Source organism: Olivibacter jilunii (assembly GCF_900607235.1).
Lineage (GTDB): Bacteria > Bacteroidota > Bacteroidia > Sphingobacteriales > Sphingobacteriaceae > Olivibacter > Olivibacter oleidegradans.
This window is the reverse complement of record NZ_LR027856.1, coordinates 70,036-96,982: the sequence shown is the minus strand read 5'-3', so window position 1 is coordinate 96,982 and position 26,947 is coordinate 70,036. Positions and strand designations below refer to the sequence as shown.

The following is a 26,947-nucleotide window of genomic DNA, read 5'->3' as shown; positions in this document are numbered from 1 at the left end:
TTATCTGAATTAGTTGCCCGAAAGCCTGTCATGAAGATAGCCGCCCGCATGTCCCATAGCCCTGCCCACGGCACCATGTCCGCCTGCACCTTCCTTTTCTCCCGAATAACCTTCGTTGAAATGTTTTCCCGCCTGTAGAATGTTGGAAGCTCCCTGAGCGGCTCTTCCGGCACCGGCACTCATTACGCCTCCGGCTGCCATAGTCGAAGTAGATACGATACTTGTTACCTTTTGCAACAGGGCATTGGCCCCACCTGCCTGTACAATATAATTCGCTACATTCGGGACGGTAAAATAGCCGCAAATCCCAATTAGCATAAAGATGAGATAAGCGGTATCATAGGTACTGAAAAATGTATCACCGGACTGCCCGATCTGACTGATGTCTATCTTGAGCATGTTCTCCTGTATCTTGCCCAAGATACTCCCGAAGATATTTGAAACGGGCAGCCAAAGGAAGACATTGATATACCTTGCCATCCATTGGATAAGGGATTGCTGGAAACCGTCAATGACCGAAAGGCCAAGCACGATCGGGCCGATTATGGACAGTACGATCAGGTAGAATGTACGGATAGTATTGATGCAGAGCGAAGCAGCGGCAAAAATGACCTGTAGCACTTCGCTCATCCATTGTTTGATGGAATTGCGGAAATTGTAACTCTGCTTGTCCATCCAGAACCTGATATCATTGCCGATACCTTCCCATAAGCCACCTTCACTACTTTTGCCGGATTCTTCGGGATGTGTATACTTATACCATTCGGAACGATTTCCATTTCCATCTTCTCCAACGTAGATGTTGTAGAGGTCTGAATTCTTTACGGCTTCTTCTTTCTGCTTGAGAAGTGCTTCAATGGCATTGTTACTTCCCTCAACCATTCCAGCCGTGGCAGAGACGGTCGGCTGCAAAACCCCGTTCATCAGATCGATCACGGCAGGGAAGAACATAATGGCTAGGCCAAGACCGAAAGGCCGGAGCAACGGATAAAAATCTATAGGCTCGGCGGCGGCAAGTTGGCGCCAAACACGGCTGGCTATATAGATGAGGGCGCCAAAGCCCGCTATGGCACGGCCAACGTCGATGAGTTTTCCGCTTAGCGGCTGCATCTCGTTGCGCACGCTGTCCAGTACAGGCTGCATACCGCCTAGGGTCTGGGTAATGTCCGCATGGCTGGCCTGTGGCACCAGCATGGCGAAAACGGACAACAGGCAGGCAGCGATTATAGTTTTCATAAGTCATTCCCTTTCTTAAAAAATTGTCCGACACCTATTATATCCTTTAATTCCCTGTTCCGCTGCGCTGCAAGAACACTTCCCGATTCATTGAATTTCCTTAGAAAAACAATTTTGTCCTGCATATCGGCATATATACGATCGATCTGGGCAAGGCGTTCTTCATCACTCATCCTTAACTGGGCATCGGTTATGACCATAAGCAGGTCGTCCAGATTATCTTTCGCCTGATCCAGCAATTTTCCATACACCCTGCCCATATATTTTAGCTCACCGGGATTGAATATCCCCGAACTTTGGAAGCGGGACAGTGCCGAACGGTATTCAGCATTGATCTTGACCTGTGCTGAAACGATATCGGCAATACGGCCATATTTCTTTACTTCGGGACTGACGATCATCAGCCCGCCAATGAAGACGGAATGAAGCGAGAAGTTTCCTTCGGAAATGTCCTTTATCGCATTATAGCCGTAACTGATAATGTCATAACCGGCCTTCATCTGATTGAGGATACTTTTGAACTGGCTAAGTTTTTCAGCGTTCAGGATCAGTTGCTGGATTTCCGTGGATTGGGCCGCACCACGAAAGGGCGATATCAGCAACGGGATGCAGGCCATCAGTAGGATGAGCTTTTTAATGATCTGTTTCATAAATATTCCTGATTTGGTTAGTGGATTTTAGTTCAGCATTTTTCTGATCCCGCAAAGCGGACACCTCGCCCGTAAAATATTTGACAAAGGCAGACCTGTCACGCATAGAATCATATACCCTGTTCAGTCGGTTGAGCCTTTCGTCTTCTGTCATTTCGACTTTTCCCGATGTGATTACAAGCAGCAACTCTTCCAGATCCCTGTTACAGCCATCAAGAACATTATCCCTTACTTTGCCGATATAGCTCTGCTGATCGGATGAAAGAATACCGTTTCCGTTGATCCCGTTGAGCATTTTATGGATCAAGAGTTGCATGGCAATGGTTTCCGCTACTTTAGCATTGTTCCGGATAAACGGGCTGGCTATCTTGAGGGAGCCGATAAAAGCACTGTGCAGGTTAAATTCACCTTTTGTAAATCCCTTAATGGTTTCAAGGCCGGCGCTTGCTATGTTAATACCGCTTTTGACGTAACCAAGATATACCTGTAGCGCTGCGATCTGATTGAGCAGGTATTTTTTCTGCGTTTTTTTCTGGCTAAAGAACTCCCCGAAGGTCTGCGCATGGGTTTGTGTAACGGTAGCCGAAGCAACTGCCGTTAATACAGCAAAGCCAAGAAGACGTCCCGCCCGCCTCCTGATCCTGTCTGCCTTGCGGTTTACGTTATTCATCAATTCCATAAATTTCTTTGAGGGAAACTGTTTCGTCCAATGAGGTTGCCCGTTGGACACTTAGTTTGATATTTTCACTGTTGAACTTTTTCAGGTCTGCAAGGTTCTGGTCGATCTTGTCTGCCGTAGTTGCAATAATCTCCAACCGCGCGGCATCTGACATCTGTGTCTTAAAACTGTTTACGACCAGAAGCAGTTCATCCGTATTCTTGACACTTGCGTCCAAGATCCCCGCATAAACTTTCTGCATGGTGTCGAGTTCTTCGGGAGTGAAATGTTTGTCCCGACCGAAAAGGTTCCACGCCCATTTATATTCGGTTATCAGTTCCACCTGTTTTGCAGTAAGGTCTTTAAGGCGTTTATAGTAGGTAATGGCAGATTTGATCTCCCAAAGCTCCTGATAATATTTGCTGTAAAGTTCCTTTTGCTTTTCCGTCCAGCCTGCTATTTCAGCAAGTTTCAGTTTCGAAAGCTGGTTTTCGATGGTCTTTTGGGCATTCTGTAACCAGATCGTCTCGTTCTGCAAACGCTGTATCTTGAGGTCTACTGCCTTGATTACCCTTTTGACACCCGTGCGGATCACTTCCGCAATGGCGATCTGTGCGCTGGCTCCCTTTGGCACCCCAACAAAGAGGGTAGCCGCACTGATGGGCAGCATGATCATGTACTTTTTCATAAGACTTTTAATTTTGTTTATCATGTCACTGTGTTTTAAGGTTTGTGCCGGATTATCCTGTGCCTTCCATTTCCTTTGCAAGCATGTCAATTCCTTTCTGCATGCTGCCGTAGCGCATGGCGTATTCCTGGACTTTGGCTTTTTCACTGGCTTCCGTAGTGTAGGTTAGGTATTCCCTAAGTGACACTTCTGTACGGTAAACCTTGCTGTGCCCTCCCAGACTGATAAAGACTTCCTTGTATTTCCTTTTTGGATCATTGGCCCTGTTCAGGCTTAGAACCAAAGCCTTTTCTTTGTCGTTGAGGCCAAGCAGGTCCTGTATGTCGTCAAATCTGTTCTGGTATTTGGATTGGTCAAGCAGGATCTTGGTATCACTATTGTTGATAATCGCGTTCTTGACAATCGGTGAAGAAATCACATCCTCGACTTCCTGTGTAACCACAATTGGCTCGCCATAGAACTTTCGCATGGTCTTCCAGAGATACCGGATATGCTCGGCCATGTTTTCCTTAGCGATCGCTTTCCATGCTTCCTCCACCAGTACCACTTTACGGATATGCGGGATCTTCCGCATTTTGGAAACGATCATTTCCATAATCGTAAGCGTGACCACACCAAAGAGGACGGGATGCTCCTTCAAATTGTCCAGTTCTAGCACTATGAACCGTTGGTTTAATATATCGAGGTTCTCATGCGCGTTCAGGAGATAGTCAAATTCACCCCCTTTATAGTAAGGATTCAGTACATAAAGGAAACTTCCCAGATCAAAATCTTTCTCCTTTACCTGCGTCTGTTTCAGTACCTCTGTATATTCGGAAAGCAGAAACTCATAAAAAGAGTCGAAACAGGGAAAGATGTCGGTATTATTGGCCAGATAATCGTAATACAGTGTCAATGCATTGGATATGGCAACATACTCTGAACGCCTGTAAGGTTCACTTTCCTTTTTCCATAAAGTAAGGAGCAGGGTTTTAATGCTCTCCTTCTTTTCGGTATCCGGACGGCCACCTTCAGGGAGATAGAAAGGATTGAACCGGATCGGATCTTCTTCTTTATAGGTAAAATAATAGCCACCGACCAGATCACATAATCCTTTATAACTGTGGCCGATATCTACGATCATGATGTGGGCGCCCTGTTCGTAGTAGCTCCTTACCAGATGGTTGGTGAAAAAAGATTTTCCGCTGCCACTGGGCCCGCAGATGAATTTCGAGCGGTTGGCAATCCATCCCCTGCGTTGTGGCTCATCACTTATGTCCGAAAATACGGGACGGCCTGTAAGGCGGTCACCTAGCCGGATGCCGAATGGGCTAATGCTGTCGCGGTAGTTTGTTTCCAGATTGAAAAAACATACAGCCTGCTCGCAGAACGTATCAAAGGTATCATTAACGGGAAAATCCGCACCCGCACCGGGCATTCCGGCGTACCATATCTGCGCCATTCCATCCGTTTCCTGCTTGGCCGTGCAGTCCATCTGGGCAAAGGAAGAAATAACCTTGTTTTTCAGTTCACGGTCTTCTTTCCTGTCCGACCATGCAAGGACATTGAAATGCGCTTTTAGCGGAAGCCGCTGCTCGGAAACAGCTTCGTTAAGAAAATCATTTACCGCACCCATCGCTACAGCGTTTTCCCGGCTGTAATTGGAAAGGGACTGCAACCGGAGTTTTTTTGCCTCCAGTTCTTTAATGGTCTGTTGGGCATCACCAATCAGGATGTATTGGTTATAGATATGGTCACAGTCGAGAAGCTGGCCCAACGGACTTGCAAAACCTATACTGAACTTGGTTCGGTCTGTTGAATATTTATCATAATTTATACGGCTACCGCATAAAGCTGGAAGGTTTTCAGTATCACTAAGCGTGTAAAGACTTGCGTATTTACCGCCAATCTCCAGTCCGTTTTCAAGATTGATGTCCCTGATAAGCGGGGCTTCATTTCCGGATAGCAGAAAACAGTAACGTTCAATGATCCCTGCCTTTGTAGCAGTCCCTGCCAGTTCCTCCGTACCAAGTCTTTTAATACTTATAAAGCCACTGTCTTGCAGGATCCGTTCAAACTGTCCGGCACTGTCCATAAAATTCTTAAAAATGGTTTCATTTATGGTCTGTATTGGTACAATGGTACTGCGAAGCAGGTTTGTATAGGCAGATGTTGCCGGTCTGCGGCCATCTGGTTTTTTGGTGAGGAAGAGATAACAGGAGTGGGACATAAAGGGCCGTTCGTTGAAGAAATGTTCACTGGAACGTGCAAGAAAGCCTTCTTTTCCTTCGTAATCCGCCTTATAACTGTCCTGTAAAAACCAATCTTGCTTATGCAGAACAGTGTGGTTCTGCAAGACCCTGACCGCTTTCACAAAAGTCTGGTGATAGGCGGTGTAGTCTCTGTCCGAAAGTGTAAATATTTCGGGAAGTACAAGTTCATAGGCCACTGTGATATCTCCCTGTTTACTTAGGATACAGTCACGCTCCACCTTATAAATGGGAAATATATTGGTCGCTTCGGCTATCATATTTTTGTTTTTTAAGGTTAATGTCCGGGATATTTAAGGGAAGTGAACATCCTGCGTGACCGGAAGCGGATAGAACGGGGAAGCCTTCTTTTTGCCATGTACTTCATCAGCCCGTGCGTTCCGAAACGGTGGCTCAAATAAGAGATAAGGGAAAAATGTGCCCCAACGAGCAGGATGATCAACGGGAGAATGATTATTAAACTGATGCCGAGGACATACAGTATGGCAAATAATATCAAGAGGGCAACCAGACCAATGGCGAGGTAAATAATATATTGCGCCCTTAGTCCTTTGAATACAATAGGTTGGGAAACCCCTTTATTGATAGGATATACACTGCCCATAACCACCTCCATTCAGACACCAAAAAATGATTTCAGTACCGTTGCCACCACAACCAGAAAAACACAGCTTCCAAACCAGCTTGCAGCAACTTTTCCGGTATCGGGTTCCCCATTGTTCCATTTATTAAAAACTTTGATCGCCCCGACCACCCCCATGATGGCCCCAATAGCATACATCAGATCGGTGCCGGAATCAAAATAGCCTTTTACTTTATCTGTAGCCGACTGTATGCCTGCTTCTCCGTCCTGTGCGAAAAGGGATAAGGTGGTAAGAAACTGATAGGTAAAGAAGGTGTATAATGCCAAGAACAATTTGGCCAATGCGTGTTTTTTTCTGTTGATGTTCATAACAAAAGATTTTAGATGGTGCAAAACGGTTAAACCCAAAGACTGTCCAGTTCTTTTTTTGAAAGTTCAAAAGGGATATGTTCCAAGAGAAATTCACGGATCGCCTGCTCATTTCCCTCTGTACGGATCTCTGATAGCCGGGGCTTAAATCCATCGAGCAGGACAAGGAAATCCGCTTTAGTCCCTTCTTCGTCCTTTACGATCTGGAAAAGCTGTTTCATCTCTTCCAGCAGATCGGGAAGCGCGCCAAGCATTTTCTCTTTTTGCTGGGCTTTCTTTGGGGCAAAGGAGAGTTTGTCCATTTCCATCAGGTTTAATCCCTCCGGTAAACGGGGGGTTCCCATCAGCGTGTCTTCTTCGCTTTGGACAGGTAAACTTTCGGTTTCTTTTCTGCTCTCTTCCGGTTTTCGTTCTTCGGTCTTTGATTTTTTTCCGGTTAGGAAGTTTTTAAGCTCTTTCCTGTAGAGGAGCAGGATCACACCAATATACCATAAAAAGGTGAGCAATGTGGCAGCAAGAAGGAATTGTTGCCATGAGATGTGCTGTAACATAAAACTTTGCTTTAGGGCCGCACCCCATTGTACGGCCTTTATGGAAGCAAAGTTTCAAAGACTTAAGGCGGATGTTTGACAACCTATTGGGGAGTACCCAAAAATAAGTACCAATAAGTCAACGGTGTCGATCAATCTTATTGTTATTTGTTATTGAAAATCTTAATAATTAACCTCACATCGGCCTTTACTCAACATCCGGTATTGGATGTAGCAATTTTAAGAGCCGTTACATAATCTGGGTACTGATGTTGATGTCAACTCCGATTAACGGCTGCTGTTTTGGTTGTCATTTTAATCTGTGTCGGTGTCATTCCATATCTCACTTTGAAAGCGTTGGTAAAATGTGATAAACTTTCAAAGCCCAATTCCAGATAAATATCAGATGGTTTTTTGTGATGGCTTTCCAACAGATAATGCGCTTCGGATAAACGTTTGTGTTGTAGCCATTTTCGTGGCGGTATCCCGAACGTTGTTTGAAAATCCCGTTTGAATCCGGCAAGACTTCTGCCGGTTAGCTGCGCAAATCTCTCAACCGGAACATTGAACCGGTAGTTCAGCAACATAAATTTTTCCAAATCCATCTTATACGGTTCGGAAAAATCGAAAAGGATATATTCAAGTCCTGGCATTGCCTGCAACAATAATTCAATTGCTTCTTCTACTTTTAATTGCGCCAGAGTTATGGTAATAAGTGTTTGTGGCTTATCGCCATAAGGTAAAATAGATGTAAGAAAGCCTTTTAATAAATCGTTTTGCGGAATAAACACATTGAGTTTCCCTCGGTATTTCTGATTGATTTCGATGGAATGTTTTAAGGCAAAATTTCTTAGCACTTCTTCCTTGAAAACGATGGTGACGGTTTTATAGTTATCGCCTTCGAACGGGGATTTTACAACCTTTACCATTTGATTTTTTCTTATCAATACTATGTCGTCAGCACAGGTGACAATTTTTTCGGAAGCGGTTTCCAAAAACAACTGTCCCGATAATTGAAATGTCAGAATGGTATCAGCAAGGAAGCCGTCCTTCTCCCGCTTTTTTTCTGTATGTACAGAGAATACCAGATTTCCCGTTTCGATATATTCCACAGTTTTCATTCTTTAAAAATACTCATTATATGTCAACCGGCAATCCCACCATTCCGGCGCTTTCATTCCAAAGTGTTTCTTTTGCGTCTGTTGTTTGTGCTAATTTGGACGGATTAGGAAACATAATTTTCCCTTTGACAAGCGAAGCATAAAATTTTCCCTTCGGAACCACTACTTTACCTAAAGCCAATTCCGCAAGTGCTTCGCCTGCCCGTTTCACACTGCCCACATAAAATTGTGATTTAAATAGGCCGATAAAACGCATGATGGGCGGAAAAACAACCTTCATCATAAACTTTGCAACCGCAGGCTGATTCCCCCCCAATGCAGTTCCAGAAGTCGCACCCGGGTTATAGGCAATTGTCCGGATGCCTTTTTTTGCAATTAAATCAGATTCTGCAAAATATTTTGCCGTCAATAAATTACAAAGTTTGGAAGCTGCATACGCCTTCATTCCCTTGGAGTCTTTCGGGTTTTTAGGATAAGCAAGGGCATTCACGTCAAGGGTTTTCGGTCCGAATGGAAACAGTGCCGGGTCGTGTGTATCACTCGTTGTAAAAATCAGTTCACTATGTTTAGACATGTTTTCCCACAGCAACCTTGCCAACAAATAATGTGAAAGATGGTTAGTGCCAAATGTAGGTTCGAAGCCGTCAATGTTCGGCGTTGTGTTGTTGCCAAAATTGGCACCTGCATTCAGGATTAAAACATCAATCGGTATAACACCAATTCTTTTTTTTACGTCGTCTGCAAACTGGCGGACGCTCTTTAAAGAAGCTAGGTCAAGCGGCAATATTTCGGTTCCTTTAGGCAGCGTGCGATTTTTAACACGCACTCCGATAAGGATTAATGTGTCCGCCTGGTCTACTAGATGCTTCAATGCTTCAGCTCCAATACCGGAAGTGGCCCCTGTCATTACGATTACTTTCATATTTTATTGTTGTTTAACTATGAAAGCAAATTTATCTCATATACATGGTATTTATTTGCTTGTAAAGCTCAAATTATTTATGTGTATAGCTCAAGATCACTAAGTTATGTAAGAAAATTCATGATTTCGCCTTTAACGGCTCAATAAATAATTACATCTACCCATAAATTGATCGCACATTTTGGTCACGAATAAGCTCGAAATTTGTAGAGGCAGCGCGACTAATTTTATTACCAACATCACAGAATCCGGTACGCCAACTTCAGGCTCCATAAAGGTGAGGGCAAGAAATTCCTTTGGATTGGGAGAGCGATTAATCTTAGGGGTATCTACCTTAAATACTACGGATTAAAAATCTGTTTTGGGTTTTAAACAAGTCCGTGAGGATCATTGACGGACTTGTTATATAATACGAGAACGATGTTTTACCTCCATGTTTATCGCCGTTCAGGTCTGTAGGCGTCCTCATCATCCAATTTTTGGACGATGGCTTTTCCCATATCATCTATAAACTTAGTTCGGCTTAAGCGTTTGCGCTGTTTGATCTCGGCGAACCTTCTGTAAGGGCGCCCGATCTTCACATTGAATACGGTTTCCAGCTTGCGGACAATTTCGCCTATTCCGGCCTGACCATTGTTTATCTGGCCTGTACAGTACCATCCATAAGCTGTTTCAAGCAGGTTGATGCTTTCTCCTGTCCATGTCATTTCAGGGGAAGCAGATACGCCTACCTCTTCCGTTTTTCCTTCCAAAAGCTGGCCGAGATATCTAACCAGATATTCATTGCAGATGATTTTTCCAATCAGGTTATCGGCAGGTACGGAAAAACGTTCGTCATAATCCGCCCTGTCAACCGCACAGAGCCATGAAGGTGGTTCTGGAACAGAACGCAGGAACAACAGATGGTCAAGATGGCCGTAACCGGATCGGTAATAACTGTAAAGTTCACGGTTGTCTGTGTAAAATTTTTCAATCCCTTCGAGCAGATAACGGTAATACCTGTTAAGCTGTTCGGCAGTCCCTTCCGGCCTGATAAGGTTTATTCTTTGCCTTTCGGCAAAGTAAAGTACCTGACTGACAAAGAGTGGCTTTTTGTACTTAAAAAAGGTGATTTCCTCCTGCTGGTTTTCAAATGCATTCCCTACTATATGCTCCTTTAATTTTTGGAGATAAGAACGGGCAATCAGCAATTTCTTTGCGGTTTCCTGCCTTGCAGTCAATTCTTCCTGTTCGGTGATTGCCATTTCATCCGAAAGTTCCCGAAAAAGCATGTCGGAATAATCTAGTATCGTTTTCATACGCAAAACTTTTGGTTCTTCACAAAGACCTTAAAATTTTCGGATGAAATAAAGTGGCAAAGGTGGCAAATTGGGATTTAGTAGGTTAATCCAGGGATTTTATTGCTTTAAAAGCAATCAGATATGCAAAAAATTAATAAACGGGTGTTAAATGTCGATATCGGCAAAAAAGTCCCTAGGCTGTACTTTTAGGGCGCGTAGAATCTTTACAAAGGTCTTCATATTAAAGTTTTCTCCTTTTTCGTAACGCAAGTACTGGGAACGGGCTATATCATGTTCGATTGCAAATTTTTCATAATTGGAATATCCTGCCTTTATCCTGAGTGCTTTTAGGCGTTCTCCCACCTCCTTAAAAAACGGATCATTAACAGGTTCTGTTTCTTGTTTTTTTTGCGACATGCAACAAAATAAAACATAAATTGAGAACGATATTACCTCTAAAAAGATACCACTTATTTAATACATCTAAAAGGATACCACTAATAAGTGACAATTTATTCTTTAATTTTGTGGTTATGGATAAAATGTTTCAGGTTGAAATATCCGAAAAGCTGGAATGGGAACAGATGCCGCTTAAATCGCTGCCGTTAAGTAAGGGATTTATACAGGTATGTGGCAAAGCCGGATGGCATACTATGGCCGATTTATTCAATGCCGGATCGGAAATAATTGCCGCCCATCCTAAAATAACAGACCTGTGGTTTGAGGAGTTGCTCTGTTGCTTAAAAAAAGAGGGGCTGTTGTACCGGCTTAAACCGTGATTATTGGTATTTGGAATTAATATAGTCTATTATTTCCAAGAGGCATTCCCTTACCTTATTGATGGTTTTTTGGGAAGGAAGGGTGTTTTTGCTGTGCAGGCTCCGGAGCGAGATAATACCCGCTTTATCCGTTCCGATAAAATCATTGATAAAGTGGAAAAGTTTTTTCTTTGTCTGCACAAAAAGCATTTCTGTTTCCATCAGGACACGGAAAAAGAAAAGGAGCTGAGGGACAGTAAAGGCAACTTTGAAATGATACCGTCCCGTTTTCGGATCAATTACCCCCAAAGGAAACCTGAACCATAATTTGCGTATTTTGGAATATTCTCTTTTTTTTATTTTGATGTATTTTATGATTTCATGTTTGATGGATGGTATGTCGCTGTCCGCTGCAAGTTTCCTCATCATAGGGATGGCGCTGAACATATTAAGATAACTGATCCACTGGTCCTCTTTTCCTGCATCTTCTTCAAGGCCATCGATAGATTTTTGCATTTTGCCCGTAAGGAAATGATAGAAAGGACTGAAATTGAAATTATGGGTAACAAGCTGTTCAATCAATTCCTGTTCGTAACGTTGTGAATGCTTTAGATGGATGAGCCGTGCCGGAAGCTCACTTACCAGACGGAAAGCATAGAACCAATGCTGCCATTTGAAATAGCTTATGACCGTACTGTCCAGAAAGCCTAAGAAATAATTTTCCAAAGTAATGATCAGGAGCCTGTCAACACGGTTTTCCTTTAAGGTTTCCATCAACAGGAAAAACCGGTTTAAGTAAGTCTTCTGCCTAAGGAAAGGGATGAAGGAGCAAAGAGGCCGTGCATCCTGAAATTGATCGGGATAAAATTGGTACAGCCTTTCCAAAAAGATGATGCCCCTGTTGAGTGTATAGTAATAAACTGCTACCCTGTAATTGCCCGTATCTTTCAGATCCCTTGACTTTTTTTCTTTTTGAAGACCCGACCATACTGTCTCTAACAGTTCGGTAACATTGACCTGGTATTTACTTACCAGCGTGCATTTGCTCAAAGGATCCCGGAGCGCCATTTCATAAATAACGTCTTCCAGATCCAAAAAATTCCTTTTAACCTTTTGTTTCAGCGAGACGAAATCTTCTCTCCCTAAAGACAAAAAGGAGTCAATCAGGCCCAATAGATCGTCGGGCCAAACAATTTCGTTTGATCTGGCATACATTTCAGGCAGGGATTTAATTTAACGTGGGTCTAAAATATTCAGGACATACTCTTTATATTTTCCACCTAAAGGAAGTTCTTTTTTGCTTTTAAGTTTGACCATACCTTCGCTTATCATGTCGATCATTTTTACGGAAACGATATAGGAACGGTTGATCCGGAGAAAACCATCTGATGGCCTAAGTTTCGATTCCACTTCGTTCATGCCCATGTAGGCAATCACAAATTCATTGTGCTTGTGAAAGACCACATCGTGGTCCCTTGCCTCCACATAGATGATGTCGGAGAAATCGATTTTCTTCAGGCTTCCCCTCTGCATAAACTTGACGAAGATGTAATCATTTTTAACGACCGGAAGTGCTAAAGTTTTCTTTAAGATCCGCTCTTTTAAGCGTTCCACCGCCTTTGCAAAACGGTCAAATTCTACAGGCTTCAGCAGATAATCCACTGCGTCCAGTTCGAAGCTCTGGATGGAATATTCTGAATAAGCGGTACACACCACTACCTTTATCGTAGGGTCAAGCCTGCGCATCACCTCGGTGCCGGTCATTTCGTCCATTTCCATATCAAGAAAAAGGGCATCGACCGACATTTCCTGCGCCATCTTCAGTCCATCTTTTGGTCTGGTAGTCGATCCTATCAACCGTACATCCGGTATTTTTTGAAGGTAACGGGCTATCTGTCCCAAAGCGGCAGGTTCATCATCTATGGCGATGCAGTTGATCATATTGTCTCTGAATATTTCGAGCTAAGAAAGATCGACCAATAGCTCTACGGTGTAAAATTCATCCTTTATGGTATGTGTAAGCTTGACCTTTTCCTCTCCGAAGGCTCCTATGAGCCTTCTTTTCAGGTTCTTTAAACCTATCTGGCTGCCGGAACTGTTCACTGCCGCTTCAGTCCTTCTTTTGTTTGAACTGTAGAAATAGATTTTATCACGGTCTGACACGATCCTGATCTGCATGGGCCTAGTGGGATCGGAAAGATCCCCGTGTTTATAACCGTTCTCGACCAGTGTGATAAATAAAAGGGGCGGGATGTGGTGCAGGTAAGGATCTCCTTCGAACTTATAACTTATATGTTTTCCCTTTCCAAAACGGGCATTATTGATTTTCAGGTATATCTCCAAGTATTCCAGTTCCTTATGCAGTGGCACCAATTGGCTGCCCTCCGAAGCGCTGTCTACTGAATAACGCATCATCAGCGAGAGCTGGTAGATAATTTTGGCAAGAGATTCAGAAAAGCTAAGCGCCTGTGTATAGATAAAATTCAGTGTATTATGCAAAAAATGGGGATTTATCTGGGCCCTTAAAAAAGCCTGTTCATACAGGAATTTTTCTCTTTCTGTCTCAAAGTGCGTAAGTTCCATTCTCCTCCTGAACTGCACTTCCTGAAACACCCTCATGACAAAATAGTAAACCAGTGCATAGCTGGTATATTTGATATACATGGATGAGACATTACGCAGATACAGCCAGATATTAAAAGGTACACCTTCATAATACAGTTTGATACCAAAGAATGGAAAAACAAAATATACAATATAATAAACCGTATAGGCAACCAGCATGAACAACAGGATCACTGAGCCTATGGTCTGCCACCAGTTACACTTTTTTTCTCTCAGAAACCGGAAGAGAAAGAAATTTGAGTAAAACGTACCTGCATAAAGTACGCAAAGCCCGATAATATGGATATACACAACATTTGATATCTTGGGGCCGTTATACACGTAGGTGATATGGATATATACTACCCATATTAACAGATGAAGAATAGCTGGATGTTTTCGCAAAAAAGTGACCATACACCGGGGACTTGATGGTTCTTCCTCTATTATTAACGAGCTAAGCCATTTCTCACAACGAAAAAGACTTTTTTCACACAAATATACTAAACTTCCCATAGTATTACCTTTATTTCTCAATTAAAACACCGTTATCCAGAAGATCTTCCATATTGTTGCGCCGGGCCATCGGAACTGTTAAGCGTGAATTTCCCATATACACGTTATAAATATGATGGTATCTCCAATTTTTTATTTCAAAACAGGCATAATCCTTTTTACGGAGCAGAAAATAAAGGTCATCTGTACTAAAAATGGCATAATCCCTTTCATTGAACATAACATATCTTCCCTTTGTCCCTTTGGGCATGGATTTTATTCTTATCTGTTCCGGTACCGGATTGATTATTTCGGCATGTCTGTGCAAATGCAGCCATCCGTTCCATTGCCACGGTTTTTCTTTTACGGTATCTTCAAGATATCCGTACAGCCGTTTCAGTGCCATCTCTACGAAAGTTGCCCGATCGGTTGATCTATCGGGTATGACAGGTGGAAAAAAATCAAGGCGGGGCCGGTATTTCCAGCGTCTTGTTGAAATTACCGGATAGATCGGGGCTTCAGTTAAATAAGCTGCATAGGCGGCACCTGCCCGTACCCTGATCCGTTGATAGAGGAACCTTAAAAGGATCAGGTTCCGGTTTTCGGAATGTCCATTTGCGCCTGTATTTCCGTCAAGGTAAACCAGTATGTTTTTTCCGGCCCTTAGTTCACGGCACATTTTCAGCAGCGCATTCTCCCTATTTGCATTGATCAGGTCGAAGCCGAAGCTTTTAAGATTCTCCTTTCCGTATTGCTCACTGACCATTTGATCTTCCTTCTCAAGCCCGTCGCCCGCGACCAACAGGGAAAATGGGACTTTCTCTTTCACAAACAAATGGCCTATCAGGCGGAAAGAGCCGCTATGGAACGTGGCTATTATTCCTGGTCGTTCCCTTAGATCTTCCAGTGTATATTTTCCGGAAAAGTTTAACATTACCTCACCTTTTAGGGCGCTTGGCTTCTGTTCCTGGTGGGCAAGCTGCTGGTTCCGCATTAAAAGATCAAACAGGCGGCGATGCTGCCTATAATCCAGTTCAGGCAAAAAGTTCCTGAAACTTGCGCTTACCATCTGGTACTTGAACCATAACGGGGTGTTCAGAAAGAAAAACCCTTTCTCCAGACCTTCTGTAAGATCAGCTGTGTTCATATATTTTGGAATTAGGCCCGGTAGCTCACTACCGGGCAGATAAAAGAAATCGGAATTTTCTCCTTTGCTAAAATCCTTCGTAAGGTATACACTTGTCATCCATTGTGGCAGCCAATAAAAGTGCTTCCATTGCCATCAGGCCAATAGGCTTACCCAGTATCTTGCGTATTCTTGATTTCGCTTTAAAAATCGGTTTCATGATCTTTATTGTTAAAATGAACGATAACCTACTCTGATCAGGGTTTTCGGTTTCCCCCTACCTGTGGCCACTAGGATTTTAAACGTTGTTTCCAATTTCGGTGGATACCTGCCTAAAAAAAACTAAACTGACTTGAAAGGCGGTTTTCGCCACGTGAAAGTAGCGTTTGGAAACGTGAATGTTTTTTAGGGCTTAGCAGTGCTTTTAAAAGGGATTTTGTTAAATATTTTAGTAATTTCTTGTTTTTACTAAAATTCTTAGCTTAAATTTGTATTCTAATCTAATGTGTTTAAGGTATGGTAGAAGGAGAGCGCAGCATCATCCACATGGATCAGGATGCTTTCTTTGTGGCCGTTGAAGTAAGGAAAAACCCCAAATTAAAGGGCCTTCCTGTCATCATCGGGGGTACGTCCGACCGTGGTGTGGTTTCGAGTTGCAGTTATGAGGCAAGGAAGTTCGGGGTGCATTCGGCCATGCCCTCCCGCATGGCCAGACAGCTTTGTCCCCATGACGTATTCATTAGGGGAAGTATGGATGAATATAGCAAGGCAAGCCATGAAATCACTGACATCCTCATAGAAAGGGTACCGTTGCTTGAAAAGGCAAGCATTGACGAGCACTACATCGACATGAGCGGGATGGAACGTTTTTTTGGCTGCATGAAGTTTGCCCATGAGTTAAGGGAAAGGATCATAAGGGAAACGCACCTGCCGATTTCTTTTGGTCTTTCCGTTAATAAGACAGTAAGTAAAATGGCTACCAATGAATGTAAGCCCAACGGTGAAAAACAGGTAGGAAAAAAGGTTGTACGGCCTTTTTTAAATCCATTGTCCATCAAAAAGATTCCCGGACTTGGCGAATCCACTTTCGTCAAACTTTCGGAAATGGGCATCCGGCAGATCGGAAAATTAACAGAAGTGCCACAGGAAAGGATGGTGAAGATTTTAGGTAAAAACGGTATCTCCCTTTGGCAAAAGGCGCACGGAATTGACAATACTCCTATAGTCCCCTATAGGGAACAGAAATCCATTGGCACACAATCTACCTTTGATGCCGACACAATGGATGTCCCTTCCATTAAAAACCTGCTGCTGGCAATGGTCAATCATCTTGCCTTTGAACTCCGGCAGAAGAAAAAGTTAACGGCCTGTATAACCGTAACCGTTCGTTATACCGATTTTCAGACGGTAAGCAAACAGGCAAGAATCCCTTATACCTCTTTGGACAGTGTGCTGATCCAAAAAGCAAGGGAACTGTTCGATGCACTGTACGATCGCCGGATGCTCCTGCGCCTGGTGGGCGTAAAATTATCCCATCTTGTCGGTGGTTTTGAGCAGATCGAACTTTACAGCAACAGGGAAAAGCTTTATAACCTTTACCAGCAGATGGACAAGATACGCAACCGTTATGGCGTGGATGCCATTAAGGTTGCCCAGATCCTGGATACAGATTACTAAGGTTATGTTTCTCAATGTCCATTCATATTACAGCCTGCGTTATGGCACGATGTCATTGGAAGACATCGTGGAAACATCCGTTAAACTGGGCATTACAGAAATGGTGCTGACCGATATTAATAATTCATCGGGCTGCATGGCTTTTATCAGGCTCTGTAGAAAGAGCGGGATACGTCCCATCATCGGCATGGAATACCGAAAGGACAATAGGTTATTGTACATCGGCATTGCAAAAAACAAAGAGGGCATGCGGGAACTGAACGAGTTTCTTACCGAACATAACCTGAACGGAACCGCATTACCGGAAAGAGCGCCTGTATTTAAGAATGTTTATATTGTATATACCTTTTCCAACGCGCCAAAGCAGCTTGCCGACTATGAACGGATAGGCATCCGTCATTCGGAACTGCAAAAACTTGTACGGAAAGACCTGTCAGGCATCAAAGAAAGTCTGGTGATCCTGCATCCTGCGACCGTAGCGGACAAGGTACAGTACCGCCTGCACGAATATCTAAGGGCCATTGACCTGAACACCTTACTGAGCAAGGTAGAAAACAGTGACAAATGCCTGCCTGATGAACATTTTGTATCTCCGTCGGCCATCGGGAAAATGTTCCATCACCACCCGTATATCATTGCCAATACCAAAGCCTTGCTGTCGGATTGCAGTACCGATGGTTATGTGTTCGGAAAACTGAACAAAAAAACCTTTACGGGAAGCAAACATGACGATATGGCCCTGCTTCATAAACTGACATGGAACGGTATGGCGCATCGCTACAGGGCCAGTGATAAGAAGGTGATAAAAAAGATTATGGATGAACTCAAGGTCATCGATGATCTGGATTTCGCCGCTACGTTCCTGATCGTCTACGATATGATCCGTTATTCCACCAGCAGGGGCTATTACCATGTTGGCCGTGGCAGTGGGGCAAACAGTACTGTGGCCTATTGCCTCCGTATTACAGACGTTGATCCCATCCGGCTCGACCTGTACTTTGAGCGTTTTCTCAATCCCAAAAGAAGCAGCCCTCCGGATTTTGACATCGATTATTCATGGGACGAACGGGAAGACGTACAGGATTATATTTTTAAGCGTTACGGAAAGAACCATACGGCACTTCTCGGAACCATGAGTACTTTCGGGGACCGTTCCATCATCCGTGAAATAGGAAAAGTGCTTGGACTTGCCAAGTCGGAGATAGACAGCTTTACCGACAACACGCAGGATACGCAGAACAGGGATAATGCTGTTTTTAATAAGCTTATGGCAATCTATACGTATATGAAGGATATGCCTAACCAGCGGAGTATCCATGCAGGGGGCGTACTCATATCGGAAGAACCCATAACCTATTACACCGCATTGGATCTTCCGCCCAAAGGTATGCCGACCGTACAATGGGATATGTACGAGGCCGAAGCCATCGGACTGGACAAACTGGACATCCTTTCCCAACGGGGGATCGGCCATATCAAAGAAGCGGTAAACCTGATCCTGCAAAACAAAAAGGAAAAGGTGGACATCCATGATGTGCGTTCATTCCTGGTCAACGGAAAGGTGAACCAACAGTTAAAATCGGGGGATACCATCGGCTGTTTTTATATCGAAAGCCCTGCCATGCGGCAACTGCTCAAAAAACTCTGCTGTTCCGATTACCTGACTTTGGTGGCAGCAAGTTCCATTATCCGTCCGGGGGTCGCCTCTTCGGGCATGATGAAAAACTACATCTATTATTTCCATCATCCGGAGAAAGTGGAATACCTGCATCCGGTCATGCAGGAGCAGTTAAGGGAAACTTATGGTGTAATGGTCTATCAGGAAGACGTGATCAAGGTCTGCCATCATTATGCGGGGCTGGACATGGCCGATGCGGATGTGTTAAGGCGTGCCATGAGCGGTAAATACCGCTCGAAAGTAGAGTTTGACAAGTTGGTGGAAAAATTCTTTCTTGAAGCAGGGAAAATAGGAAGGGATGAAGATATTACCAAAGAGGTTTGGCGGCAGGTGAGCAGTTTTGCGGGTTACAGCTTTAGTAAGGCGCATTCTGCGAGTTATGCAGTGGAAAGCTACCAGAGCCTTTTCCTGAAATCTTTTTATCCAATGGAGTTCATGGTTGCCGTGCTGAACAATTACGGTGGGTTCTACCAGAGGTGGCTATATGTACATGAACTGAAAAAGACAGAGGCAATAGTCCATCTTCCCTGCGTAAACCACAGTGAAGAAAAAGTCGGCATCAAAGGCAGGGATGTTTATCTTGGCCTGATCGGTGTTCAGGGGTTGCAGGACATCTATATCCAGCTTATTCCCAACGAACGGAAACAGAACGGCCCGTATAGGAGTCTGGAAGATTTTATCCGCAGAACCGGCATCACTTTGGAACAGTGTATTCTGCTGATCCGCTTGGGGGCCCTACGTTTTACGGGAAAAACAAAAAAGGCATTGTTATGGGACGTACACGATTATCTTGGACATTCGACAAAACCATGCAATGGTTCGGAACTCTTTTCCTTGCCTGTTAAAACTTATCAGATGCCCGAACTCGCAGATGATCCGTTGGAAAACGCTTATCAGGAACTGGAACTTTTAGGATACCCTTTAAGCCTTTCCATGTTCGACCTGCTAAAAACAACATACAGGGGCGACATTATGGCCGCTGACCTGGGCAGGCATGAAGGCAGGATCGTTAAAATGGTAGGGAATTATGTATGCGAGAAAACGGTGCATACCAAAAACAACAAAAAGATGTGGTTCGGCACGTTTCTGGACGAGGAAGGCAATTTTTTTGACACCACCCATTTTCCCAACAATACGCCTGTATATCCATTCCGGGGGAAAGGCTGCTATCTGATCGAGGGAAAGATAGTGGCTGATTTCGGATTTCCGAGCGTCGAGGTGACAAGGTTTGCCAAGCTGCCTATAAGGGATAATCCCGTGACGGCATAAAACATCAAAAGGCGAAATGCTCGAGGGCTTTTAATTCAGGATCAACAAAAACATAAAACATAAGGAGATGAACTCCGAAACTATAAGCCTGCAAAAAAAAGATGCGTGAAAGACGTTTACGATCTTCTGGTTCCAGTTTCTTTTCAAATGCTCCATCGGTAATGTTGGCCCCAAAGAAAATTGTAAACAGAAAAATTGGTACAAATAAAATCTCGATCAATAGCTCTGTAGTTGCATGGGAGATTTCCAGTACCTTAAAAATGGAAAGGTCGGTTATCAGAAAAATAAAAGGAAGTGCGGCAATAACCGAACAGAAGAATTTTTCCCAAGAATTTTTCCCATTCCTTCCACGGAGCAATTCTTCTCCAAAAATTGTCTCCAATCCTTTTGTGCCTCCACGATACCAGTGTATTCCAAACCATGATACAAGGACACCAAAAACCATACAGGGCAAAAAAAAGAGAAAAACAATTATACTTTCAGGCATTATCTCAGATTTAGGATTTAATTCATCAGATTTTCGGTTACAACAATACAAAAAATCCGAATTTTATCAAAACAGGTTCCAACTGGTCTTAAAAATATGCTCACCTACACATAAAATATGATATTTAGAAATCATTTTATTGACTTACTCATCCTATAGTATAAGAGTTGTATTTCGTTTATGTTGGCGATTTGTTTCTTTATCAATCTGAAACCATTTCTTTCAAAAAAGCACCTAGCTGTTAAACTAACGTTAGATATCAATTCTGTGTGCCCCTTAGATATTGCCTCTTTTTCGATTTCTATATAAAGTTTAGAAGCAACGCCTATGCGCTGAAAATCCTTTTGAACATAAAGAAGATCAATATAACCCGTTTTATCAAGTGTACAAAAACCTATAATCTGCCCGTAATAGTCGGCGACTAAAACCACTTGATCTTCGAGTATTTTTTGCCAGCGTAGTCTGTTTTCTATACCGGAAACCCAAGCATTAATCTGTTCTTCATTATAATCTGTTCTGCAAGTTCGTTTTATTGTATCTACAAACAGCCGTTGCATTTCAGTCGTTTCACTAACGCACCCTTTCCTGATCATTATTCCTTCCAAAGATGCCATTGTTACTATAAGTTAGATATAAAAGGATGCCCCAACAACACTTGGGAAGCGTTATCAGGGCGATCAACCTAAACCTAGCACAAAGGTAGGTTATTTTTATTATAGATACTATCTTTGTGGTATGTCCGAAAAAAGCCTTGGGCATTTAATATTACCTGAGAAATAAAAAATAATAAGATAGCTGTAGATCAGACAGCTAATTGCCCTATCTTTCTATTGAAATGTATAGCTATTCATAACGTAATTTGATTTTTTGTCCTAATTCAACAAATAAAACATGGAATAGAAACCTGAACCAATACGATATCGTTTGACCAAAATCTGTTATTTGAAAAAAATTAAGTTTAGGAAACAAAGAATCTTTATTGCTCCTAAATTTGACTTTGAATACATATACCTAAATTCGAACAATTAACTTTGTCGACTTAATACTAATGAGAACTGCTATAGTAAACGGAACCTAAAGCCTGCCAAGCCCCGGCGAGATCGGATATTGTATTTGCTGCGGAAGCCAGATGCAAGCTAAATGTGGAGAAATAAATACCTGGCATTGGGCGCATATTAGTTTAAAAAATTGTGATAGCTGGTGGGAACCCGAAACCGAATGGCATTATGAATGGAAGAACCATTTTCCACTAGTGAACCAAGAGGTCATTCATGTAGATGATGTAACAGGAGAGAAACATATAGCAGATGTCAAGACAAAAAATGGAATCGTCTTGGAATTCCAGAATTCACCTATTACTCCTATTGAGATAAGAAATAGAGAAAAATTTTATAAAAACATGCTATGGGTTATCAATGGGGCAGAATTTAAACATCATTTCGATTTGATCGCAAAGTTACCAAGTCCAAAATCCCAAAAAGTTAAAAATTGCAGAAAGGAATATGGAAACTATGGGCAATTTGTTGTGTGTGATGTACTCATAAACGGCAGATATAAAAAACATCTCATTCACGCTGTAGAAAAATATTTGAATGGCGACAACTCGAATTTGTTTCTGTTTCATTGGAATCACGAAAGAAAACACTGGAAGGTTGCTAACAAAAGAAAATTCATTGATTTTGGCGGAGAATACCTCTATGAGCTAAAAAAATATAATGATGAGCTAGAATGTGTAAAATTGTGGGAGAAATATGAATTCATAGACCGAGCTCTAAATCCCAACTAAATTCATGCTCGAATCAATTCTTATCCAATAAAAGCATTTTTTTGCTTTTCCTTGTATATTGACAATATCCTATACCACTTTCTTCTGCTAATATTAAATCATTAAATTTGTAATATGAAGAAAAAATTACCTGACAGCCTTTCAGAAGCAAAAAAAAAGGAGATTGATCAAATAGTTGAGGTGATTAAAGAATTTGCCAATCCCGATAAGATTATCCTATATGGTAGCTATGCAAAAGGAAAATATGTCGAGCAAGTATATGTAAAGAAAGGAATCAGGTACTTTTATATCAGTGATTATGATTTGGTAGTTATAACAGATAATACAAATATAAAGGAATATGAATTGGCTAACGAATTAGAAAAACGCCTGAAGGCCAGACCAGACATCAATTTCTTCATGTATGACATTAACCATTTTAATAATGGACTGCAAACTGGAAACTATTTCTTCGTTCCTGTTTATGAATATGGTATTTTGCTTTATGATGCAGGGAAAACTGAACTTGTTAAACCCGGGTCACTTTCGAAACAGCAGATTTACCAAAATGCTAAGACAAATTACGATTTTTGGATAAACAACAGCGTTGAATTTTATGATTCGGCTCAACATAAATTAAAAGGTGGTACTAGACCTAGTTTGGTTGCTTGGTTTCTTTTTCAGGCGATAGAGTCGCTATATAGTGCTCTGTTATTGGTGTTTATGGGAGACAAGCCAAAACTACATAATCTGAATAAATATAGGCGTTCGGTTTCAGGAATTTCTGAAGTATTGGATAACATTTTCCCTGAGGTCAAAGATAGCTATGAAAGGAAACTATTTGATTTGCTTAATAGAGCTTATATTGGTGGTAAATATAAAATGGATTTTGACATTGCTTTGGAAGATCTTCAGGAACTAAATAGTAGAATCGATAAGATGATTAAAATTACAAAAGAGATATGTCTCAAACGTATTGAGGATCTAAAGTAAAACCTTACTCTTCAAAGGTAACGAGTTCAGACAACGATATTCCCAACGCATCTGCCAAGGCTTTTAAAGTAAGTAATGAAGGTGCTGTTTGACCTTTTTCGATGCGATGGATTTGGCTATAATCTACATCGGACAATTGTTCCAATATTCGCAAACTAATCCGTTCTCCTTTTCTTATCTTTTTTCCTTCACGTATCGCTTGCAAGTGTTTTCCAAATGCCTTCAAGAATTTTTCCTCTTCTTTCGTCATACACAAAAAGAGGATTTACCTAAAAATTATTTGTAGGACTATTTGCATACAATTATTTTATTACTAACTTTACATCAAAAAGTGACATATTCTCATTTTCTGAAGCATTAAGGGACGATTGAATCAGATAAAAAGGAATATGTTATACAAAAATCTTATACGAACCAGATTAGGCGCGGGTTTTAATTCCTTTGCACGGGTCGGTCCTTTAGTGCTCAGCAATGAGAGAAATAAGCCTGCGCCTTTTTTTGGTTCTTTCCGATCAACCATCTTAATTCCACTTTTTAAAAGCAATTTTTTCAATTTAACCTCTCTCGTAATTTCTGCCCCTGAATAATTTTTTCTTGGAAGTTTATACCAATTTATAACATTTAACATTCCAATCAACTATAACTGTATAGGAAAAAATGAACTTAACCTTCATAATGGCATTGCTATGCCCATATCATAAAAATATCCATCAACTTAACGATTTGTTTCATGTTACCGCCAAGGCAAAGCAGGCTCAATTGCGACATAAAAACGAGCCTGCCGCCAACGCGGTATTTATCATTTATCGCAACAACTTACATGCAAAAGGGAAAGGAGATCGTAAACCATGAGATCTTTCCTTACCCTCATATTAACTTTGACTGTTTTTAGTGCCTTCGCACAACAATACACGTTAAAAGGTAAAGTACAGTCTGCTTCGGACGATGCACCATTAAGTGGAGCAACTGTAAAGATTAAAGGTTCGGCTCTCTCCACACAAACGGATAACGTAGGTAATTTTTCTATCCTCACCAACCAAATATCGGGAATATTAACGGTGTCGTACATAGGTTTTGACCATAAGGAAGTCCCCTACGATCATGCAAAGGAAGATACTTATGTTATCACCTTAGAACCGGAACAAAGTTCGCTCGATGAAGTACAGGTCATTGGATATGGTTCCGTCTCAAAAAGGTTCAATACGGGAAGTGTTGTTTCGGTATCTGCACAAGAAATTGAACGGCAGCCGATCAGTAATCCTTTAGCCGCTCTGGCAGGTCGTGTACCGGGCATGACCGTAGTTCAGGAAAACGGTAATCCGGGTTCCAAATTCAACATACAGATCAGAGGACAGAACAGTATCAGTCAAGGAAGTGAGCCTTTATTCATTATAGACGGAGTACCGTTTCCAAATAATTCAATCGGGCCTATTGGAAGTTTAGCTAATTCGGGACAAAGCCCTTTCGCCAACATCAACCCACAGGACATTGAAAGTATTGATGTGTTAAAAGATGCCGATGCTACAGCGATCTACGGTAGCCGTGGTGCAAATGGCGTCGTTCTGATTACCACAAAAAAGGGAAAGACCGGAACAACAAAAGTAGATGCGTTATTTAATCAATCCATCGCTAAGGTTCCAAAGAAGCTAGATTTACTGAATACACAACAATATCTAGCGATGAGAAGGGAAGCGTTTGCCAATGACGGCATTGAGCCAACGGCTACTAATGCGCCTGATCTAGTGTTGTGGGACACAACAAGGTATATCGATTGGCAAGATTACCTTATTGGTGGAACAGCACATAATACGAATGCTAATCTTTCCTTATCAGGTGGGAATGAAGGCACACAGTTTATTGCAAATGCTAATTACAATCGCCAAGGGTCGGTCTTTCCCGGCAGTTATTCAGAAAATCGTGGAAGTGCCCGTTTCAATATAAGTCATACATCTTTAAATAAACGGTTTAAAGCATCAATAACGAGTAGTTATAGTACCGATAAAAATGAGCTACCAGTAAATGATCTTACCTTGAGTATATTGTTACCGCCCAATAATCCTTCTTTATTTGATAGTGAAGGCAACCTCAATTGGAGCGAAAATGGTGGAACCTTTAGTAATCCTGTTACATACCTTAAACGCAAAAATGTAGCTGTCACTGATAATTTTCTGGGCAACCTTAATATTCAATACGAATTAAGCAGAGGGCTAAACATTAGATTATCTGGCGGTTATAACCAGATCCAGTTAAACAGGACTACAACAAACCCTGTTTCTTCACAAGATCCAAATAGATCTAGTTTGGTTCCAACGGCAACGTTCTCCAATACTGTATTTAAAAGCTTTATCCTAGAACCACAAATAGAATACTTTAGAGATTTGGGCAAAGGAAAATTAGATATTTTACTAGGTACTACCTTACAGCATGATAACAAGAACCTAAGTTCCATTGACGCTGAGGGATTTCCAAGTGATGCTTTAATCGAAGCAACAGCATTTGCTACAAATGTCACTGCACAAACCTCTAAAGTTGAATACCGATATCAAGCTCTTTTCGGTAGGATAAATTATAACTACAATGGACGATATCTAATAAATATAACAGGCAGACGTGATGGAAGCAGCAGATTTGGGCCTGATAAACGAATCTCAAATTTTTCAGCAATTGGAGCAGCATGGATATTTAGTGAAGAATTGAAATCAAATATCAAATTTGACTGGTTAAGTTTCGGAAAGATAAGAGGTAGTTATGGAATAACAGGAAATGATCAGATCGGAGATTATCAGTACCTTGATGATTATAGTGCTGTAAGATATCCCTATCAAGGAGCAATTGGATATATCCCATCACGGTTATACAACCCTGACTATACTTGGGAGAGAAACAGAAAACTAGAAGCTGCCCTTGAGCTTGGCTTTTTGGACAACAGAATACAGATTACAACGAATTGGTTTCGCAATAGAAGCAATAACCAATTAATTGATTATAGCCTTCCAGCCCAAACTGGTTTCTCTTCAATACTAAGGAACTTTAATGCACTGGTACAGAACATTGGTTGGGAGTGGATGATTTCTGCCAATCCTATAAGAAAAACGAATTTTAATTGGACTATTTCTGCAAACTTAACAGTATCACGAAATAAGTTACTGGAATTCCCGGAACTGGAATCTTCTAGCTATGCCAATACTCTTGATATAGGTAAACCTTTAAATATTGTTAAGTTACTACACTGGACGGGCGTTGATCCAGAGACGGGTAATTACACATTTGATGGTACATCAAGACCTGTTGATCAGACTATAATTGCGGATTTCACACCCAAATATTTTGGGGGTGTTAGCAATAACGTCACTTATAAAAACTGGGACTTTAATTTCCTTATTCAATTCACAAAGCAGAACGGGGTTAATTATCTGACCAACTTTATTAACAACACCCCCGGACTTTCATACAATCAGCCGATCGAGGTATTGGAAAGATGGCGCAATATTGGAGATGACGCTACCATTCAGAAATTTACGACAACTGGCTCAGGTATTATCTCCTTTAACAACTATGCAGGGTATTCTGATGCACGAATCAGCGATGCATCTTTCTTACGGCTAAAAACCTTGAATATTTCATACAGCCTACCCAATTATATAGCTTCAAAATTGAAATTATATGGCCTGAAATTTTTCTACCAAGGACAAAATCTTTGGACAATTACCGGATATAAGGGACTTGACCCAGAAACCAGTACTTATCCGTTCCAGTTACCTCCATTATCTACATCTTCATTTGGCATCCAGTTTTCAATATAAAATAAA

General features: G+C 41.8%; 27 protein-coding genes. 7 read left to right on the top strand and 20 right to left on the bottom strand.

Features of this window, described 5'->3' with window-relative positions:
• Window positions 1-9: 9 nt before the first annotated feature.
• The 12 genes from traJ to E0E36_RS23140 form a co-directional block, all read right to left on the bottom strand.
• Window positions 10-1,236, bottom strand: coding sequence for a conjugative transposon protein TraJ (gene traJ, locus E0E36_RS23195; RefSeq protein WP_130857939.1), 1,227 nt, complete (start codon window positions 1,234-1,236; stop codon window positions 10-12).
• The gene (locus E0E36_RS23190) at window positions 1,233-1,886 is read right to left on the bottom strand and encodes a TerB family tellurite resistance protein (protein ID WP_130857938.1); all 654 of its coding nucleotides are present in this window, start codon (window positions 1,884-1,886) and stop codon (window positions 1,233-1,235) included. Before E0E36_RS23190 ends, traJ begins: the two co-directional genes overlap by 4 nt.
• The gene (locus tag E0E36_RS23185) at window positions 1,870-2,556 is read right to left on the bottom strand and encodes a hypothetical protein (protein ID WP_130857937.1); all 687 of its coding nucleotides are present in this window, start codon (window positions 2,554-2,556) and stop codon (window positions 1,870-1,872) included. Before E0E36_RS23185 ends, E0E36_RS23190 begins: the two co-directional genes overlap by 17 nt.
• Window positions 2,549-3,232, bottom strand: a complete 684-nt coding sequence (locus E0E36_RS23180) for a conjugal transfer protein TraI (protein WP_130857936.1) — start codon at window positions 3,230-3,232, stop codon at window positions 2,549-2,551. The genes E0E36_RS23185 and E0E36_RS23180 overlap by 8 nt, the downstream gene beginning before the upstream one ends.
• A gap of 52 nt (window positions 3,233-3,284) precedes the next feature.
• Complete coding sequence (locus E0E36_RS23175) at window positions 3,285-5,741, bottom strand: TraG family conjugative transposon ATPase (protein ID WP_130857935.1); 2,457 nt, start codon at window positions 5,739-5,741, stop codon at window positions 3,285-3,287.
• Window positions 5,742-5,758: 17 nt separating this feature from the next.
• Window positions 5,759-6,085 carry a DUF4133 domain-containing protein gene (locus tag E0E36_RS23170; RefSeq protein ID WP_130857934.1) on the bottom strand — a complete coding sequence of 109 codons (327 nt, stop codon included), beginning with the start codon at window positions 6,083-6,085 and terminating at the stop codon, window positions 5,759-5,761.
• Window positions 6,086-6,097: 12 nt separating this feature from the next.
• On the bottom strand, window positions 6,098-6,433 hold the full coding sequence (locus E0E36_RS23165; protein ID WP_130857933.1) for a DUF4134 domain-containing protein: 336 nt from the start codon (window positions 6,431-6,433) through the stop codon (window positions 6,098-6,100).
• A gap of 29 nt (window positions 6,434-6,462) precedes the next feature.
• Window positions 6,463-6,984: a hypothetical protein gene (locus E0E36_RS23160; RefSeq protein WP_130857932.1), complete on the bottom strand. Its 522-nt coding sequence runs from the start codon at window positions 6,982-6,984 to the stop codon at window positions 6,463-6,465.
• Between the two features lie 257 nt (window positions 6,985-7,241).
• On the bottom strand, window positions 7,242-8,084 hold the full coding sequence (locus E0E36_RS23155; protein WP_130857931.1) for a helix-turn-helix domain-containing protein: 843 nt from the start codon (window positions 8,082-8,084) through the stop codon (window positions 7,242-7,244).
• 16 nt (window positions 8,085-8,100) lie between these two features.
• Entirely contained in the window at window positions 8,101-9,006 is a 906-nt protein-coding gene (locus tag E0E36_RS23150; protein WP_207303799.1) for an SDR family NAD(P)-dependent oxidoreductase, read from the bottom strand.
• 437 nt (window positions 9,007-9,443) lie between these two features.
• On the bottom strand, window positions 9,444-10,304 hold the full coding sequence (locus E0E36_RS23145; RefSeq protein ID WP_130857930.1) for an RteC domain-containing protein: 861 nt from the start codon (window positions 10,302-10,304) through the stop codon (window positions 9,444-9,446).
• Window positions 10,305-10,451: 147 nt separating this feature from the next.
• Complete coding sequence (locus tag E0E36_RS23140) at window positions 10,452-10,703, bottom strand: helix-turn-helix domain-containing protein (RefSeq protein WP_130857929.1); 252 nt, start codon at window positions 10,701-10,703, stop codon at window positions 10,452-10,454.
• Between the two features lie 116 nt (window positions 10,704-10,819).
• On the opposite strand from E0E36_RS23140, the gene E0E36_RS23135 reads away from it, so the two are divergent.
• Window positions 10,820-11,065 carry a hypothetical protein gene (locus tag E0E36_RS23135; protein ID WP_130857928.1) on the top strand — a complete coding sequence of 82 codons (246 nt, stop codon included), beginning with the start codon at window positions 10,820-10,822 and terminating at the stop codon, window positions 11,063-11,065.
• On the opposite strand, the gene E0E36_RS23130 is transcribed toward E0E36_RS23135, so the two are convergent.
• The 5 genes from E0E36_RS23130 to E0E36_RS28235 form a co-directional block, all read right to left on the bottom strand.
• Window positions 11,066-12,259 carry a hypothetical protein gene (locus E0E36_RS23130; protein WP_130857927.1) on the bottom strand — a complete coding sequence of 398 codons (1,194 nt, stop codon included), beginning with the start codon at window positions 12,257-12,259 and terminating at the stop codon, window positions 11,066-11,068.
• A gap of 18 nt (window positions 12,260-12,277) precedes the next feature.
• Window positions 12,278-12,985 carry a LytR/AlgR family response regulator transcription factor gene (locus tag E0E36_RS23125; protein ID WP_130857926.1) on the bottom strand — a complete coding sequence of 236 codons (708 nt, stop codon included), beginning with the start codon at window positions 12,983-12,985 and terminating at the stop codon, window positions 12,278-12,280.
• A gap of 21 nt (window positions 12,986-13,006) precedes the next feature.
• Window positions 13,007-14,164: a sensor histidine kinase gene (locus E0E36_RS23120; protein WP_130857925.1), complete on the bottom strand. Its 1,158-nt coding sequence runs from the start codon at window positions 14,162-14,164 to the stop codon at window positions 13,007-13,009.
• Window positions 14,165-14,174: 10 nt separating this feature from the next.
• Window positions 14,175-15,290: a lysophospholipid acyltransferase family protein gene (locus tag E0E36_RS23115; protein ID WP_165447055.1), complete on the bottom strand. Its 1,116-nt coding sequence runs from the start codon at window positions 15,288-15,290 to the stop codon at window positions 14,175-14,177.
• 67 nt (window positions 15,291-15,357) lie between these two features.
• A complete protein-coding gene (locus tag E0E36_RS28235; RefSeq protein ID WP_278045575.1) occupies window positions 15,358-15,489 on the bottom strand; it encodes a hypothetical protein in 132 nt (43 codons plus the stop codon).
• 296 nt (window positions 15,490-15,785) lie between these two features.
• Here E0E36_RS28235 and dinB point away from each other — a divergent pair, with 296 nt between their 5' ends.
• Both dinB and E0E36_RS23105 read left to right on the top strand, forming a co-directional pair.
• Entirely contained in the window at window positions 15,786-16,946 is a 1,161-nt protein-coding gene (gene dinB / locus E0E36_RS23110; protein ID WP_130857923.1) for a DNA polymerase IV, read from the top strand.
• A gap of 4 nt (window positions 16,947-16,950) precedes the next feature.
• A complete protein-coding gene (locus E0E36_RS23105) occupies window positions 16,951-19,893 on the top strand; it encodes a DNA polymerase III subunit alpha (RefSeq protein ID WP_130857922.1) in 2,943 nt (980 codons plus the stop codon).
• Between the two features lie 4 nt (window positions 19,894-19,897).
• Here E0E36_RS23105 and E0E36_RS23100 read toward each other — a convergent pair whose 3' ends face one another.
• Both E0E36_RS23100 and E0E36_RS23095 read right to left on the bottom strand, forming a co-directional pair.
• Window positions 19,898-20,380: a hypothetical protein gene (locus tag E0E36_RS23100; RefSeq protein ID WP_130857921.1), complete on the bottom strand. Its 483-nt coding sequence runs from the start codon at window positions 20,378-20,380 to the stop codon at window positions 19,898-19,900.
• 131 nt (window positions 20,381-20,511) lie between these two features.
• Complete coding sequence (locus E0E36_RS23095) at window positions 20,512-20,994, bottom strand: GNAT family N-acetyltransferase (RefSeq protein WP_242627375.1); 483 nt, start codon at window positions 20,992-20,994, stop codon at window positions 20,512-20,514.
• Between the two features lie 467 nt (window positions 20,995-21,461).
• On the opposite strand from E0E36_RS23095, the gene E0E36_RS23090 reads away from it, so the two are divergent.
• Both E0E36_RS23090 and E0E36_RS23085 read left to right on the top strand, forming a co-directional pair.
• Complete coding sequence (locus E0E36_RS23090; RefSeq protein ID WP_341273595.1) at window positions 21,462-22,166, top strand: competence protein CoiA; 705 nt, start codon at window positions 21,462-21,464, stop codon at window positions 22,164-22,166.
• Window positions 22,167-22,280: 114 nt separating this feature from the next.
• Window positions 22,281-23,138, top strand: coding sequence for a HEPN domain-containing protein (locus E0E36_RS23085; protein ID WP_130857919.1), 858 nt, complete (start codon window positions 22,281-22,283; stop codon window positions 23,136-23,138).
• Window positions 23,139-23,142: 4 nt separating this feature from the next.
• On the opposite strand, the gene E0E36_RS23080 is transcribed toward E0E36_RS23085, so the two are convergent.
• Window positions 23,143-23,388 (bottom strand): helix-turn-helix domain-containing protein, encoded by a 246-nt coding sequence (locus E0E36_RS23080; RefSeq protein ID WP_130857918.1) that lies wholly within the window; start codon window positions 23,386-23,388, stop codon window positions 23,143-23,145.
• A 407-nt stretch (window positions 23,389-23,795) separates the two neighbouring features.
• Here E0E36_RS23080 and E0E36_RS23075 point away from each other — a divergent pair, with 407 nt between their 5' ends.
• Window positions 23,796-23,990, top strand: coding sequence for a hypothetical protein (locus E0E36_RS23075; protein WP_130857917.1), 195 nt, complete (start codon window positions 23,796-23,798; stop codon window positions 23,988-23,990).
• Window positions 23,987-26,941 (top strand): SusC/RagA family TonB-linked outer membrane protein, encoded by a 2,955-nt coding sequence (locus tag E0E36_RS23070; protein ID WP_130857916.1) that lies wholly within the window; start codon window positions 23,987-23,989, stop codon window positions 26,939-26,941. The genes E0E36_RS23075 and E0E36_RS23070 overlap by 4 nt, the downstream gene beginning before the upstream one ends.
• The last annotated feature ends 6 nt before the right edge of the window (window positions 26,942-26,947 follow it).